This is a genomic window from Geothrix oryzisoli (assembly GCF_022808865.1).
Taxonomy (GTDB): domain Bacteria; phylum Acidobacteriota; class Holophagae; order Holophagales; family Holophagaceae; genus Geothrix; species Geothrix oryzisoli.
Map to the genome: position 1 here is coordinate 78,298 of NZ_JAKZLB010000004.1, position 12,878 is coordinate 91,175.

The following is a 12,878-nucleotide window of genomic DNA, read 5'->3' on the forward strand; positions in this document are numbered from 1 at the left end:
TGGTCCGGCTTTCTTTGTTCGTGGAGCGACCATGAATCCCGAAGCCTTCCTGCGTGATGTGCTGACCCCCCTGCTGGACCACCCGGAGGCGCTCCGGGTCGAGATCAGCGGCGAAGGCAAGAAGCGCGACGTGCTGGTCTTCGCCGATCCCCGGGATCGCGGGCGCATCATCGGCAAGCATGGGCGCATGATCTCGGCGCTCCGCACCCTCTGCAAGGTGGCCGGCGAGAAGGCCGGCCTGTCGGTGAACCTCGAGCTGGACGACGAGGACGAGCGGGAGGCCTGAGATGTTGCTGGCGGGTCATCTGGCCAAGATCCAGGGACTCAAGGGCGAGTTCCTCTTTCATTCCGTCATGGACGAGCCGGAGCGGCTGGACGGCATGGCCGGTCTGGTGCTGGCCCCGCCTCAGATGGACCTCGAGCATGGCGAAGCGGCCGCCCCGGCCCGGCCCGTGAAGCTGAGGGGCTTCCGCTGGCACCAGGAGCGGCCCTGCCTCGCCTTCGCCGAAGTGCCCGACCGCACCGCGGCCGAGGCCCTGAAGGGCTGGGCCCTCTGGATGCCTGAATCGGCAGCGGTCCTGGACGAGGGCGAGAGCTTCCGCCACCAGTGGATCGGCTGCGAGGTCTACGTCGGCGGGCGCAAGGTGGGCGAGGTGCTGCGCCTGGATCCCGGACCGGCCGGCTACGACATGGTGGTGATGCGCGACCTGCGGCCCGGCCGCACGGGCCAGCGGGACATCCCCTACATCAAGGCCTGGTGGACCCTGGACCTGCCGAACCGCCGCCTGGACCTGGATCCCCCGGAAGGCCTGCTGGACGTGAACCAGGTCGGCGACTGAGAATGAGGGGATGTCCCCAGCCTTCGACCGATTCAAACAGACCTTCGGCATGCGCCTGTTCGGGTGGCTGAAGATCCCCCTCCTGGCCTCCGTGCATCCCAGCGTGGTCGAGCTGACGGAGGCCCGCTGCGTGGTGCGGATTCCGCTCCGGCGCTGGACGAAGAACCACCTGGGCTCCATGTACTTCGGCGCCCTGGCCATCGGTGCGGACTGCGCCGGGGGGCTGCTCGCCATGGACCAGATCAAGCGCTCCGGGCAGCCGGTCTCCCTGGTCTTCAAGGCCTTCCAGGCCACCTTCCTGAAGCGCCCCGAGTCCGACGTCTACTTCATCTGCGAGGAAGGCGCCGCCATCCGCGACCAGGTGCGCCGCACGCTGGCCTCCGAGGAGCGCATCACCGAACCCATGCACATCCAGGCGGCCGTGAAGCTGCCGGACGGCTCCTTCGAGCCCGTGGCGGAGTTCACGCTGGAGCTGAGCCTCAAGCGGAAGGCCTAGACTTCAGGCCGCCCGCAGCTGGATCACGAACTTCTGGATGCCGGCCAGCAGCATCTCGATGGCCATGGCGGTGAGCACCAGGCCCATGAGCCGCTCGAAAGCGAGGGTGACCTTCTCGCCCAGGAAGGCGGCGATCTTCTCGGCGAACCCGAGCACCACCGCCGAGATGGCCATGGCCACCGTCAGGGCGCCCAGCCACTCCCAGAGCCGCTGCGGCTCCCGGCTCACCAGCAGCAGGACGGTGGCGATGGCCGAAGGCCCGGCGATGAAGGGGATGGCCAGGGGCACGAGGAAGGGCTCCCCGTGGACGGGCAGGTCCGTCGGCCCCTCGGCGTGGGGGAAGACCATCTTCAGGGCGATGAGGAAGAGGATCACCCCGCCGGCAATGCCGAGGGAGGTGTCCGTGAGGTGCATGAGGCGCAGTACCTTCTGCCCGAAGAGGGCGAAGAAGAGCAGGATGGCGAACGCGAAGACCACCTCGCGCACGATGATCCGCTGGCGCCGGGCCGGGTCCACCTGGCGCAGCAGCCCGATGAAGACCGGGATGTTGCCCAGGGGATCCGTCACCAGCACCAGCAGGATGATCGCCGAAACGAACGAGGACGAGTCCATGCGGGCTATTTCAGGTCGAGCTCGTAGGGCAGCCGGGCGTAGATGCCCTGGGGATCGTTCAGGGAGGTGAGCAGGTCCAGCTGGCGTCGGAAGGAGTCCACCAGGCCATCCACCGCGCCGCGCTTGGCCAGCTTCCGGGGCTTCCCGCCCAGGTTCCTCAGCAGCTCCTTGAGGGTGTCCGGCTCCCGTTCCGGCCCTACCACCTGGTAGTCCGTGCCCGCCTTGATCCGCCCTGCGGCGTAGGTCACCGCCGCATCGAGGCCCCCGAGTTCGTCCACCAGCCCGAGCTTTACGGCTTCCTGTCCGGACCAGACCCGGCCCTGCGCGATCTCGTGGACCGCCTCCTTCTTCATCTTCCGGCTGTCGGCCACCTTGGCGACGAACTGATCGTAGATGTGATCCACCAGCCCCTGGATGCGGGCCAGCTCCAGGTCGTTCTTGGGCCGGGCCAGGGTCATGGGATTGGCCAGCTTCGCCGTCTGCACGCTGTCCCAGGTGATGCCGTGATCATTGGCCAGCTTCTTCACATTGGGCAGCAGGCCGAAGACCCCGATGGAGCCCGTGATGGTGCTGGGCTCCGCAAAGATGCGGTCGCCGTAGGTGCTGATCCAGTAGCCGCCCGAGGCCGCCAGGTGCCCCATGGAGACCACCATGGGCTTCGCCTTCTTCGTCAGGATGACCTCGCGCTGGATGAGCTCCGAGGCCGCCGCGCTGCCGCCGGGGCTGTTCACGCGGAGGACCACCGCCTTGATGCGGTCGTCCAGGCGCAGCTGCCGCAGTTCGCGACTCAGGCGTTCGCCACCCACCTGGCTGGCCTTGCCTTCACCATCCACGATCTCGCCCTCGGCGACGACCACGGCGATGCGGGTCTTCCCGAGCTTCGCCTCGCCGGGGATGCCGGCGTAGGTGGCCAGCGTGATCTGGGGGAAATCCTTGTCCTTGGGCTGCTTGCCCGCCAGCTTCTTGAGTTCGTCGAGGACCTCGTCGTAGGGGGCGATGCGGTCCACGAGACCCAGCTTCTTCGCGTCCTCGGCTTCCACGAGCCCCTTTTCATCCGCGATCGTCTGCAGGTCCGCCGGGGTCTTCTTCCGATCCTTGGCGACGGTCTCCTTCCACTCGCCCCAGATGTCGTCCAGCAGCTTCTGCACCTGCTCGCGGTTGGGCTCGCTCATGCGGTCTGTGATGAAGGGCTCCACCGCGCTCTTGTACTTGCCCACGCGGGTGACCTGCACCTCCACGCCGTACTTCTTGAAGGCCTCGCCGAAGAACATCGGCTCGCTGGCCAGTCCATTCACTTCCATCTCACCGAAGGGGTTGATGAACACCGTGGTGGCCCCGGCGGCCAGGTAGTAGTCCCGCTTGGCCCAGCCCAGGTTGTAGGCCAGCACGGGCTTCCGGGTCTTGAACCGCTGGATGGCCTCCCGCAGCTCCCGCAGCTGGGCCGGGCCCGCACCCTGGAGGCTGCCCGTGAGGAACAGGGCCGTGATGCGACCATCGGCAGCCGCCCGGTCCAAGGCCTCGATGGCCGCGGGGAGGGACTGGGTGTGGGTCCCGCCGCCGCCCAGGGCCTCGCTGAGGGCCTCGCTGGGCTCGGGATCGCGATCCGCATCCGACAGGCTGGTCCCCAGGTCGAAGACCAGAACGGCCTTGCCCGGCACGGTCGGCTTGCCGGACGAGCCGATGGCCGCCAGCACCCCGAAGAACAGCACGAGGGCCAACCCGCCGGTCACCAGCAGGGCCAGCAGCGTGGCGAAGAAGCTCTTGAAGAAATCCTTCATGACGGCTCCAGAAAGACGGTTCAGGATCGCATACCTCTAAGGCTGCGGGCGGAGTCGCGCCACCAGGGCCAGGAATCCATCCAGAGTCTTCTTCACCGAGGCGGCGGTGCGGGGCTCGGTCGGCGCCCCGCACTCATCAAGCTGCTGGTCCGCGTGAGGCACCGTGATCGCGGCGGGATAGGCGAGCGCGCCCATGTTCGCCAGGGTCGCCCGCCAGGCCACCAGGCCACGGGCGCCGCCGAAGGCGCCGGGACTCGCCGCGCACAGCAGCACCGGCAGCCCCTGCCAGGGACTGGGCCCCATGGTGCTGAGCCAGTCCACGGCGTTCTTCAGGTGGCCCGGAATGCCCGCGTTGTATTCGGGCGACACGATCAGGAGGCCCTCCGCCGCCTGGAGGGCGGCGTGAAGGGCCCGGGCCTCCGGCGACGGGGCGGCCCCATCCTCATAGAGCGGCAGGCGCAGGGCGGCCCCCGTGAAGGCGGCCACCTCCTGGCCCCGCCCTTCCAGTTCGGCCGCGAGGTGGCCCAGCAGCCGGGCGTTCAGGGAATCCGGGCGGAGACTCCCGCCCATCAAGGCCATGCGCATGGCTCCTCCTCGTCGGCCTGAATTGTGACCTGGATCAATCTTTACTTAATCGGTAAACTTTAAGACCCGAGGAGGAAGTCGTGTCGAACTATCCGGAATACATGGTCGCCCCGATGCGTGAGGAACTGGTCCGGGAAGGCTTCCAGCAGCTCCTGACCCCGGCGCAGGTGGACGAGGCCCTCCAGCGCCCCGGCACCACCCTGCTGGTGGTGAACAGCGTCTGCGGCTGCGCCGCGGCGGGCGCGCGACCGGGTGTCACCGAGGCCCTGCGGTCCCAGAACCTGCGCTTCGACCATCTGGTGACCGTCTTCGCCGGCATGGAGAAGGACGCCACCGCGCAGGCCCGGGAGTACTTCGAGGGCGCCATGCCCACCAGCCCCCAGGCCGCCATCTTCAAGGACGGCCAGCTGGTCCACCTCATGCAGCGCCAGGATTTCCTGGCCCACAGCCCCGAAGAGATCGCCGCCACGCTCACGGCGGCCTATCGCCAGACCGTGGCCGCAGGCTGAAGGAAGCCCCCGTGGACTTGAAGTAGGCTGGGTGTCGGAGAACCCGATGCCCAAGCCTCTGTCCCACTTCAGGATCGTGGATCTGTCCTGCGTGCTCGCAGGGCCCTTCTCGACCCAGCTGCTGGCGGATTTCGGCGCCGAGGTGCAGAAGCTGGAGCCGCCCGAGGGCGACCCCACCCGCGGCTGGGGGCCCCCCTTCGAGGACGGGGACCTCGGCGAAAGCGCCTATTTCCGCTGCGCCAACCGGGGCAAGCGGAGCCGCGCCATCGATCTGCACACGGAGGAAGGCCGGGCCGATCTCTTCGAGCTGCTGAAGGACGCGGATGTCCTGGTGGAGAACTTCCGCGCCGATTCCGCCGATCGCCTGGGCCTGGGCTGGAAGCGGCTCCACGCGAAGTTCCCCAAGCTCATCCTGGCCTCCGTGCGGGGGTTCGCCTCGGACGTCACGGCCTCCCGCCGGGCCGGCTACGACTTCATCATCCAGGCGGAGAGCGGCTGGATGGCCATCAGTGGCGAACCCGAAGGCCGTCCCATGAAGATGGGCGTGGCCCTGGTGGACGTGCTGGCAGGCCTCTACTGCGCCAATGGCATCCAGGCCGCCCTGCTCCATCGGGAGCGCACCGGCGAGGCCATGCACATCGAGGTGCCCCTCATGGAGGCGGCCCTGGCAGGCCTGGTGAACGTCGCCGCCGGCGCCCTCATGACCGGCAAGCCGCCCCGGCGCTGGGGCAACGCCCATCCCCAGATCGTGCCCTATCAATCCTTCGGCTGCACGGATGGGGAGGTGGCCATCGCCGTGGGCAGCGACCGCCAGTTCGAGGTGCTGGCCATGTGGCTGGACCTGGACCTGGAGGTCCGTCCCGAGTGGCGGAAGAACCGGGGCCGCGTGAGGGATCGCGAGGAGCTGGTCGCCCTCATCGAGGTCCGCACCCAGGCCAGCACGGTCGACGAGGTCCTCGCCTTCTGCGAAGCCAACGCCATCCCCGCCAGCCGGGTGCGGAGCGTCGATGACGTGCTGTTCCGCCACGGCGGCGAGCTCCACAACCTCCTCCAGCCCCTGTTCGAACCCGAAACCAACGAGATGATCCCCACCCTGGCCACCCCCCTCCTGCTCAACGGCGAGCGCCCCTGCGCGCCCCTTCCCCCGCCCCGCTGGAACCCGTGAGCTCCGATCGCCGCCGCGCCCCGCGCCTGGTGCCTCTGGGCGCCCGCCTGCCGGACCAGAAGGCCCTGGCCCGCCTGAACCGGGCCTGGGCCTTCCTCGTCGGCCCCGCCCTGGCGGACCGCACCCGCCCCCTGCGTGTGGAGCGGAGCGTGCTCGTCATGGGCTGCTGGGAGCTGACCCGCATCGGTCCCCTTCGCGAAGCCGTCGCCGCCGTGTGGCCCCAGATCCGGGACCGCATCCACCGGGCCCTGGGCCTCAGCTTGACCGGCCTCCAGGTCGTGCCCTGCGATCCCCCGGCGGAATCCCCCACCGAACCCCAGGATCCCGATCCCCTCCGCCGCGCCCTGCGTCTCCTCGAAGCCCGCCGCAAAGAGCGCATCCGCCTCGGTCTGGAGAAGGAATAGCGCCAGACTGGACGCCCCCGCCCGTTTCCAGTAAAGTCAAACCTTCGTCGGGGCGTGGCTCAGCCTGGTAGAGCGCTCGGTTCGGGACCGAGAGGTCGGAGGTTCGAATCCTCTCGCCCCGACCAACAAGAAGGGGGCCTGCGGGCCCCCTTCTTGTTGGTCGGGAAAAGACGATGATTCGAACCTCCGAGTGGGACCGCCCGAGGCGTGCCTCTCCACCTGACGCATCCTCCGCGGGAGGATGCTCCCACTCGCTTCGCTCGCGGAGGTGGAGCCTCTGTGGCGCCACAGAAAGACCGGCACACGGCGAAGCCGGGTGCGTTCGAATCCGCGCCCGGGTGGATCGAGCCCTCAGAAAGGTCGGCGGGCCCAACTCCGGCAGAGCAACCTCAACCGATCCCCCGCAAATGGATATCGCTCCAAATGCGGGCCTAGCCCTGTCGTGGTCAGACCACGGGGAACCGCGGGGATCCAGGCGTGGCTTTCGTGATGAACGGCGCCCCTGCCGGCACGATACAATGGCAGGTTCCGCCCGCCGGGCGGGGAGCCCACCCGATGAGCGACGCCTGCACCATCATGACCACCTGTGGCAGCGAGGAGACAGCCCTGACCATCGCCGCCGCCCTGGTGGATCAGGCCTACGCCGCCTGCGTGAACATCGTCCCCAGCATCAAGAGCTACTACTACTTCAAAGGCGAGACCCATCTCGATGAAGAGGTCATGCTCATCATCAAGACCACCCGGGAGCTCTTCCCGCAGGTGTCGGAAGTGATCAGCGACCTGCACACCTACGAAGTCCCCGAGATTCTGATGTTTCCCGTCGAGGCTGGATCCGAGGGCTTCCTCGACTGGATCCACCAGAGCGTGAACCGGCTCGCCTGACCCTGCTTCGATCAGCCCCCCCGGGAGTCCCCCATGGAACAGACCCTGTCCCTCGAATTCCTGCGCGTGGTCGAACAGGCGGCCATCGCCTGCGCCACCTCCATCGGCCACGGCCGGCGGAAGCACAGCGACAAGCTGGCGGTGGAGGCCATGCGTCACACCATGGAGACCGTCCGCATGGACGGCACCATCGTCATCGGCGAGGGCGAGCGTGACGAGGCGCCCATGCTCTACATCGGCGAGAAGGTGGGCATGGGGGCGGACCTGGACGGAGATCACCCGGCCGTGGACATCGCGGTGGATCCCCTCGAGGGCACCAACCTGTGCGCCACCGGCGCCCCCAACGCCATCGCCGTGCTGGCGGCCACCGAGCGGGGCGGCCTCCTGCACGCCCCGGACCTCTACATGGAGAAGCTGGTCGTGGGCCCCGCCGCCAAGGGCAAGGTGAGCCTCGACGCCTCCGTGCAGGAAAACCTCGACATCATCGCCAAGTCCCTGGACCGCAAGGTCGAGGAGATCACCGTCACGGTCCTCGACCGGGAGCGCCACGCCCAGCTCATCGCGGACATCCGCAAAGCGGGGGCCCGCATCCAGCTCATCGGTGACGGGGACCTCAGCGCGGCCATCAGCGCCGCCGTCAGCGGCACGGGCATCCACGCCGTGATGGGCACCGGCGGGGCCCCCGAGGGCGTGCTCTCCGCCGCCGCCCTGAAGTGCCTCAACGGCGAGATCCAGGGCCGCCTCAAGGTGGACACCAACACCGCCAGTCGCGAGAAGGCCGAGGCCATGGGCGTGGACTTCAACCGCATCTACTTCACCGACGACCTCTGCCCCGGCAAGCAGATCGTGTTCGCCGCCTGCGGCGTGACCCACGGCAACCTCCTGAAGGGTGTGCTGCACTTCGGGCACGGCGTCCGGACCTCCAGCCTCATCCTCACCTACGGCAGCCGCCAGGTGCGCTTCATCGACACCGTGCACATGAAGGAAGGCGAGAAGGTCACGGTCCGCTTCTAGCCTCCGCGAATCCCTTGCGCGAATCCCTCCGCACCCGCCTCTTCCGCTGGGCGTTCAACGTCTGGCCCTGCTTCCGGGGCACCGGCGCCCGGGTGGCCTTCATCGCCTCCGACTGGTCCGAGATCCGCGTGCGCCTGCCCCTGTCCTGGCGGACCCGGAACTACGTGGGCACCATCTTCGGCGGCAGCCTCTACGCGGCGGTGGATCCCTTCTGCATGCTCATGCTGATCCACCGGCTGGGCCCGGGCTACGTCGTGTGGGACAAGGCCGCCGCCATCCGCTTCCGCAAGCCGGGCCGCAGCACCCTCTTCGCCACCTTCCGGATCGATGAGGCCGAGGTGGCCGAGATCCGCCGCCTCCTTCTGGACCAGCCCAAGGTGGATCGCACCTACCCCGTGGAGCTGCGGGATGCCCAGGGCATCGTCCATGCGGAAGTGCAGAAGGTGATCCACATATCCCTTCGAGCCCCTTCCTGATAGGCTTTTACCCTCATCTTACGAGGTCATTTATGGCATCCCCCTTTCGAGCCTCCCTCTGCCTCTGCCTGGGCCTCGCAGCCTTCAGCCTGGTCGCCCAGTCGAACCCCGGCGTGGATCGCGCCAACCTCGACACCACCGTGAAGCCCTGCGACGACTTCTACCAGTTCGCCAACGGCGGCTGGCTCAAGTCCCACAGCCTGCCGGCGGACAAGTCCCGCTACGGCGCCATGGAGGAACTGAGCGAGCGGAACCGCGCCGTCCTCCAGAAGATCCTGAACGAAACCAGCGCGAAGACCACCTGGGCCAAGGGCAGCGTCCAGCAGAAAGTGGGTGATTTCTACGCCTCCGGCATGAATGAAGCCGCCATCGAGGCGCGCGGCCTGGCGCCCCTGAAGCCGATCTTCGCCACCATCGACGGCCTCAAGGACGTCAAGCAGCTCCCCGCCCTGCTGGGGAAGCTGCACAGCCAGGGCCTGCCCGGCGGCTTCGGCTTCTTCGTGCGCCAGGATGCCAAGGCCTCCACCCAGTATCTGGGCAACCTGGGCCAGGGCGGCACGGGCCTGCCGGACCGCGACTACTACCTGAAGGATGACGCCCGCAGCCGGGACATCCGCGCCAAGTACGAAGCCCACGTGGCGAAGATGCTGGAGCTGGCAGGCGACGCGCCCGACCTCGCCCGGGTCCGCGCCAAGGTGGTGCTGGACCTGGAGACCCGCCTGGCCCAGGCCCAGTGGAGCCGGGTGGAGCTGCGGAACCCCCAGAAGACCTACAACAAGCGCACCCTCGACCAGGTGGCGACGGAGGCCCCGGGCTTCGACTGGAAGGGCTATTTCGCGGCCCGCGGCGTGAAGCTCACCGACCTGAACCTCAGCCAGCCCTCCTTCTTCCAGGCCTTCGGCAAGCTGGCCTCGGAAGTCCCCGCCCCCCAGTGGCGCACCTACCTGCGCTGGCATGCCCTCAGCGCCACCGCCAGCCTCCTGCCCAAGGCCTTCGGCGAGGAATCCTTCGCCTTCAATGGCAAGGTGCTGAACGGCACGCCCGAGCGCGAGCCCCGCGCCAAGCGCATCGAGGCCATGACGGACGGCACCCTGGGCGAGGCCCTGGGCCAGCTCTACGTGAAGGTCGCCTTCCCGCCCGAAGCCAAGAAGAAGGTCCTCGAGCTGGTGGAGAACCTCCGGACGGCCCTGCGCGAGCGCATCACGAACCTCGACTGGATGGGCGCCGAGACCAAGCAGCAGGCCCTCACGAAGCTCAACGCCTTCGGCGTGAAGATCGGCTACCCGGACAAGTGGAAGACCTACGCCTTCGATGTGAAGCGGGATGATTTCTTCGGCAACGTACGCCGCGCCGCCGCCTTCCGCATCGCCGAGAACCTCGCCAAGCTCGGCAAGCCCATCGACCGCACGGAGTGGGGAATGACGCCGCCCACCGTGAACGCCTACTACAACCCCCTCATGAACGAGATCGTCTTCCCGGCGGGCATTCTGCAGGCCCCCATCTTCGACCCGAAGGCCGATGATGCCGTGAACTACGGGGCCCTGGGCTACGTCATCGGCCACGAGATGACCCACGGCTTCGACGACAGCGGCAGCCAGTTCGACGCCCAGGGCAACCTCAAGAACTGGTGGACCGACGCGGACAAGAAGGCCTACCAGTCCCGCACGGACCTGGTGGTGAAGCAGTACGACGCCTACGAACCCATCAAGGGCGAGCATGTGAACGGCAAGCTCACCCTGGGCGAGAACATCGCCGACATCGGCGGACTCAAGATCGCCTTCGCCGCCTACCAGAACAGCCTCAAGGGCAAGCCCGCACCCGCGCCCATCGACGGCTTCACCGGCCCCCAGCGCTTCTTCCTGGGCGCCGCGGCCGTGTGGCGCAACCACATCCGCGAGGCGGCCCTGTCGCTGCGCCTCAAGACCGATCCCCACAGCCCGGGCCGGGAACGGGTCGTCGGTCCCCTGTCCAACCTGCCGGAGTTCTACGACGCCTTCGGCTGCACCGACGGCCAGCCCATGAAGCGGGACATCAAGGTGCGGCCCGCCATCTGGTAGCCCCTGCCCCCGGGGGGCTGCGCCCCCCGGGGAGATAGCCAAAGGAAACCGTGTGAACACCCGATCCGCTCTGCTCGTCCTGGCACTGCTGGCGCCGCTCTCCGCGCAGCTGCCCTACAAGGGCTTCAACCCCGCCAACCTCGATCCCACCGCGAAGCCCTGCCAGGACTTCTTCCAGTACGCCGTGGGCGGGTGGGCCCGGCGCACCGCCATCCCGGCAGAGTACGAGCGCTATGGCGTGGATCAGGAGATCGACACCCGCACCCACCAGATCCTGAGGGAGATCATGGATTCCGCGGCGGCCGCCAAGGCCGCCGCGGGGACCGAGACCCAGAAGGTCGGGGACTTCTATGCCAGCGGCATGGACGAGGCCGGCATCGAAGCGGCGGGACTTGCACCCCTGGCCCCGCTGTTCGCGCGCATCGACAGCGTGAAGGATGCCGCCTCCCTGGCTTCCGTCCTGGCGGACCTCCACCAGGTGGGCGCCTTCGCGGGCTTCTACTTCGGCGTCGAACAGGACGACAAGCAGAGCAGCCGCCATTCCATGGTGCTGGCCCAGGGCGGCCTGGGCCTGCCGGATCGGGACTACTACCTGAAGGACGATCCCAAATCGAAGGAACTCCTGGCCGCCTACCGGGCCCACATGGCGAAGCTGCTCACGCTCGCCGGTTCCAGCGCCGGGGAGGCCGACCGCATCCTGGCCCTGGAGACCCGTCTCGCGAAGGCCAGCATGACCCGGGTGGAGCAGCGCGATCCCAACGCCATCTACCACGCCATGACCCCGGCCCAGCTCAAGGCCGCCGCCCCCGGCTTCCCCGTGGACCTCTACCTGAAGGCCCTCGGCGTGCCGGCGCCCGACCGCTTCATCGTGCGGCAACCCGCGTTCCTGGCGGAACTGGGCCGCATGGTCCAGGAGGTCCCGGCAGACCAGTGGCGCGTGTACCTGCGCTGGACGATCCTCCGCAACGCCGCGCCGGCCCTGCCGAAGGCCTTTGAAGAGGAAGCCTTCGCCTTCTACGGCACGAAACTCCAGGGCACCACCGCCCAGCATCCCCGCTGGAAGCGCGTGATGTTCGCGGCAGATCGCGGGCTGGGTGAGGCGCTCGGCAAGCTCTACGTGCAGCGGGCCTTCCCCGCCAGCAGCAAGGCCAAGGTGCGCGAGATGGTCGAGAACCTCCGCACCGCGCTGAAGACCCGCATCGACGGGCTCGCCTGGATGACCGCCCCCACCAAGGCCAAGGCCCGGCAGAAGCTTGCGGCCATGCGCGTGAAGATCGGCTACCCGGACGCCTGGCGCGACTACTCGGCGCTGGCGGTGAAGCGGCAGCCCTATGTCCTGAACCTCCTGGAGACCCGGCGTTTCGAGTTCCAGCGGCGGCTGGCGAAACTGGGGAAGCCCATCGACCGGAACGAATGGGACATGACGCCCCAGACCAACAACGCTTATTACAGCCCCACCATGAACGAGATCGTGTTCCCGGCGGGCATCCTCCAGCCGCCGTACTTCGACGCCTCGGCTGATGACGCGGTGAACTACGGGAACATCGGCGCCACCATCGGCCACGAGATGACCCACGGCTTCGATGACGAGGGCCGCCAGTACGATGCGGACGGGAACCTCAAGAGCTGGTGGACCCCTGCGGATGAAAAGGCCTACAACGCCCGCGCCGAGCTCGTCGTGAAGCAGTTCGACGCCTTCGAACCCCTGCCCGGGCTCCACGTGAACGGCAAGCTCACCCTGGGCGAGAACATCGCCGACCTGGGCGGCCTCAAGATCGCCTGGGACGCCTGGAAGCTGAGCCAGAAGGGGAAGGCGGCCGTGGGCAAACTCGACGGGTTCACCCCCGAACAGCGGTTCTTTCTGGGCTACGCCGAGACCTGGCGCACCCTCACCCGCGAGGAGGCCACCCGCCTCCGGGTCGTCACCGATCCCCACAGCCCCGCCAAATTCCGCGTCAATGGGCCCCTGGCCAATCTTCCGGAGTTCTACGAGGCGTTCGGCTGCAAGGGTGGAGATCCCATGAAGCGGCCCCTCAGCGAACGACCTTCCATCTGGTGATC

At 68.1% G+C, this 12,878-nt stretch carries 14 protein-coding genes and 1 tRNA gene; 12 read left to right on the forward strand and 3 right to left on the reverse strand.

What is annotated here, in order from left to right; all coding sequences use genetic code 11:
- Positions 1-31: 31 nt before the first annotated feature.
- From MLE43_RS11500 to MLE43_RS11510, 3 genes are read left to right on the forward strand one after another with little or no spacing between them, the layout of a single operon-like run.
- Positions 32-286, forward strand: a complete 255-nt coding sequence (locus MLE43_RS11500) for a KH domain-containing protein (RefSeq protein ID WP_243304139.1) — start codon at positions 32-34, stop codon at positions 284-286.
- Position 287: 1 nt separating this feature from the next.
- Positions 288-839: a ribosome maturation factor RimM gene (locus tag MLE43_RS11505; protein ID WP_243304140.1), complete on the forward strand. Its 552-nt coding sequence runs from the start codon at positions 288-290 to the stop codon at positions 837-839.
- 10 nt (positions 840-849) lie between these two features.
- On the forward strand, positions 850-1,335 hold the full coding sequence (locus tag MLE43_RS11510; RefSeq protein WP_243304143.1) for a DUF4442 domain-containing protein: 486 nt from the start codon (positions 850-852) through the stop codon (positions 1,333-1,335).
- A 3-nt stretch (positions 1,336-1,338) separates the two neighbouring features.
- Here MLE43_RS11510 and MLE43_RS11515 read toward each other — a convergent pair whose 3' ends face one another.
- Genes MLE43_RS11515 through MLE43_RS11525 form a run of 3 tightly spaced genes read right to left on the reverse strand, consistent with a single transcriptional unit; the run spans position 1,339 to position 4,310 of the window.
- Entirely contained in the window at positions 1,339-1,947 is a 609-nt protein-coding gene (locus tag MLE43_RS11515; protein ID WP_243304144.1) for a MarC family protein, read from the reverse strand.
- A 5-nt stretch (positions 1,948-1,952) separates the two neighbouring features.
- Positions 1,953-3,725: a signal peptide peptidase SppA gene (sppA, locus tag MLE43_RS11520; RefSeq protein WP_243304146.1), complete on the reverse strand. Its 1,773-nt coding sequence runs from the start codon at positions 3,723-3,725 to the stop codon at positions 1,953-1,955.
- 36 nt (positions 3,726-3,761) lie between these two features.
- On the reverse strand, positions 3,762-4,310 hold the full coding sequence (locus MLE43_RS11525; RefSeq protein ID WP_243304147.1) for an NADPH-dependent FMN reductase: 549 nt from the start codon (positions 4,308-4,310) through the stop codon (positions 3,762-3,764).
- Between the two features lie 101 nt (positions 4,311-4,411).
- Between MLE43_RS11525 and MLE43_RS11530 the strand changes: the two genes are divergently transcribed.
- From MLE43_RS11530 to MLE43_RS11570, 9 genes are all read left to right on the forward strand, one after another.
- The gene (locus MLE43_RS11530) at positions 4,412-4,819 is read left to right on the forward strand and encodes a BrxA/BrxB family bacilliredoxin (RefSeq protein WP_275976221.1); all 408 of its coding nucleotides are present in this window, start codon (positions 4,412-4,414) and stop codon (positions 4,817-4,819) included.
- 46 nt (positions 4,820-4,865) lie between these two features.
- On the forward strand, positions 4,866-5,984 hold the full coding sequence (locus tag MLE43_RS11535) for a CaiB/BaiF CoA transferase family protein (protein WP_243304153.1): 1,119 nt from the start codon (positions 4,866-4,868) through the stop codon (positions 5,982-5,984).
- Positions 5,981-6,388 (forward strand): DciA family protein, encoded by a 408-nt coding sequence (locus MLE43_RS11540; protein WP_243304154.1) that lies wholly within the window; start codon positions 5,981-5,983, stop codon positions 6,386-6,388. The genes MLE43_RS11535 and MLE43_RS11540 overlap by 4 nt, the downstream gene beginning before the upstream one ends.
- Before the next feature lie 48 nt (positions 6,389-6,436).
- Positions 6,437-6,513, forward strand: a tRNA-Pro gene (locus MLE43_RS11545).
- A 430-nt stretch (positions 6,514-6,943) separates the two neighbouring features.
- Positions 6,944-7,270 carry a divalent-cation tolerance protein CutA gene (cutA, locus tag MLE43_RS11550; RefSeq protein ID WP_243304156.1) on the forward strand — a complete coding sequence of 109 codons (327 nt, stop codon included), beginning with the start codon at positions 6,944-6,946 and terminating at the stop codon, positions 7,268-7,270.
- 33 nt (positions 7,271-7,303) lie between these two features.
- Positions 7,304-8,284 (forward strand): class II fructose-bisphosphatase, encoded by a 981-nt coding sequence (glpX, locus tag MLE43_RS11555; RefSeq protein WP_243304159.1) that lies wholly within the window; start codon positions 7,304-7,306, stop codon positions 8,282-8,284.
- 14 nt (positions 8,285-8,298) lie between these two features.
- The gene (locus tag MLE43_RS11560; RefSeq protein WP_243304161.1) at positions 8,299-8,760 is read left to right on the forward strand and encodes a DUF4442 domain-containing protein; all 462 of its coding nucleotides are present in this window, start codon (positions 8,299-8,301) and stop codon (positions 8,758-8,760) included.
- 32 nt (positions 8,761-8,792) lie between these two features.
- Positions 8,793-10,817 (forward strand): M13 family metallopeptidase, encoded by a 2,025-nt coding sequence (locus tag MLE43_RS11565; RefSeq protein ID WP_243304162.1) that lies wholly within the window; start codon positions 8,793-8,795, stop codon positions 10,815-10,817.
- Between the two features lie 52 nt (positions 10,818-10,869).
- A complete protein-coding gene (locus MLE43_RS11570) occupies positions 10,870-12,876 on the forward strand; it encodes a M13 family metallopeptidase (RefSeq protein WP_243304164.1) in 2,007 nt (668 codons plus the stop codon).
- The last annotated feature ends 2 nt before the right edge of the window (positions 12,877-12,878 follow it).

Coding starts and splice junctions, on each gene's coding strand:
- MLE43_RS11500 (WP_243304139.1), top strand. CDS start 32: ATGAATCCCGAAGCCTTCCTGCGTGATGTGCTGACCCCCCTGCTGGAC.
- MLE43_RS11510 (WP_243304143.1), top strand. CDS start 850: ATGTCCCCAGCCTTCGACCGATTCAAACAGACCTTCGGCATGCGCCTG.
- MLE43_RS11565 (WP_243304162.1), top strand. CDS start 8,793: ATGGCATCCCCCTTTCGAGCCTCCCTCTGCCTCTGCCTGGGCCTCGCA.
- MLE43_RS11530 (WP_275976221.1), top strand. CDS start 4,412: ATGGTCGCCCCGATGCGTGAGGAACTGGTCCGGGAAGGCTTCCAGCAG.
- MLE43_RS11525 (WP_243304147.1), bottom strand. CDS start 4,310: ATGCGCATGGCCTTGATGGGCGGGAGTCTCCGCCCGGATTCCCTGAAC.
- MLE43_RS11535 (WP_243304153.1), top strand. CDS start 4,866: ATGCCCAAGCCTCTGTCCCACTTCAGGATCGTGGATCTGTCCTGCGTG.
- cutA (WP_243304156.1), top strand. CDS start 6,944: ATGAGCGACGCCTGCACCATCATGACCACCTGTGGCAGCGAGGAGACA.
- sppA (WP_243304146.1), bottom strand. CDS start 3,725: ATGAAGGATTTCTTCAAGAGCTTCTTCGCCACGCTGCTGGCCCTGCTG.
- MLE43_RS11515 (WP_243304144.1), bottom strand. CDS start 1,947: ATGGACTCGTCCTCGTTCGTTTCGGCGATCATCCTGCTGGTGCTGGTG.
- MLE43_RS11505 (WP_243304140.1), top strand. CDS start 288: ATGTTGCTGGCGGGTCATCTGGCCAAGATCCAGGGACTCAAGGGCGAG.
- glpX (WP_243304159.1), top strand. CDS start 7,304: ATGGAACAGACCCTGTCCCTCGAATTCCTGCGCGTGGTCGAACAGGCG.